Below are 797 nucleotides of genomic sequence, written 5' to 3'. Positions count from 1 at the left end.
TAAATCTGTTCCCTCAGGGCACGTTGTTCGGCTCAACCCTTCCCGACCACCAACCAACATCCCTCTAGCTCAGTTGGAAGAGCATCACGCTACGAACGTGAAGGCTTCAGGTTCGAATCCTGAGGGGGATGCCACTTACCCGGTCCTGTAGCTCAGCGGGTTAGAGCTCCCGGCTCATAACCGGGCCGTCGCTGGTTCGAGCCCAGCCAGGACCACCAGCATGTTTTCCGAGTAGCTCAGTTGGTAGAGCGCCTGGCTGTTAACCAGGATGTCGCGGGTTCGAATCCTGCCTCGGGAGCCACTTTGCCGATGTCGCACTCTGGGTAGTGCACCCGCCTGTCTAGCGGAACGAGGAGGATTCAATTCCCTTCATCGGCGCCAGTTTTTGTTGCCGGCTCAGTTGGTAGAGCGCCTGCCTGCTAAGCAGGATATTGCAGGTTCGACCCCTGCAGCCGGTTCCATCGCCCCTGTGACTTATGCAAATTGGCACAGCTACTGGTCTTAGAAGCCAGGTTTTTGAAGGTTCGAATCCTTCCAGGGGCACCAGATCATTGAAACGCAATTTGCAAGAACGGGTGGCCTATGCACCCGAAACCCAGTGTGTTTGGGGTTGGCCGTAGCTCAATGGGTAGAGCCCTGGATTGTGAGTCCGGTGGTTATCGGTTCGATCCCGATCGGTCAACCCCAAGCACATTGCTATTGCGCCTGAACAGCTGGGGCGTAGCGCAACGGGTAGCGCAGCAGACTCGAACCAACAAGCAACAGACTCAGAATCCAACCGCCCTTGCCAACCAATC

General features: G+C 56.6%; 7 tRNA genes. All 7 read left to right on the top strand.

Annotated features, from left to right (window positions below):
• Positions 1 to 58: 58 nt before the first annotated feature.
• Positions 59 to 134, top strand: a tRNA-Arg gene (locus ACE3OH_RS15060).
• A 7-nt stretch (positions 135 to 141) separates the two neighbouring features.
• Positions 142 to 218, top strand: a tRNA-Ile gene (locus ACE3OH_RS15055).
• Between the two features lie 7 nt (positions 219 to 225).
• Positions 226 to 301, top strand: a tRNA-Asn gene (locus tag ACE3OH_RS15050).
• 4 nt (positions 302 to 305) lie between these two features.
• Positions 306 to 381, top strand: a tRNA-Asp gene (locus ACE3OH_RS15045).
• A 9-nt stretch (positions 382 to 390) separates the two neighbouring features.
• Positions 391 to 461: transfer RNA gene (locus ACE3OH_RS15040), tRNA-Ser, on the top strand.
• A 2-nt stretch (positions 462 to 463) separates the two neighbouring features.
• A tRNA-Leu gene (locus tag ACE3OH_RS15035) sits at positions 464 to 546 on the top strand.
• 63 nt (positions 547 to 609) lie between these two features.
• Positions 610 to 687: transfer RNA gene (locus tag ACE3OH_RS15030), tRNA-His, on the top strand.
• Positions 688 to 797: the final 110 nt, after the last annotated feature.

The sequence above is a fragment of the Chitinimonas sp. genome, assembly GCF_041904975.1.
In the GTDB taxonomy this organism is placed as follows: Bacteria; Pseudomonadota; Gammaproteobacteria; order Burkholderiales; family Chitinimonadaceae; genus Chitinimonas.
The sequence above is the reverse complement of the archived record's forward strand: the minus strand, read 5'-3'. Positions and strand labels throughout refer to the sequence as shown.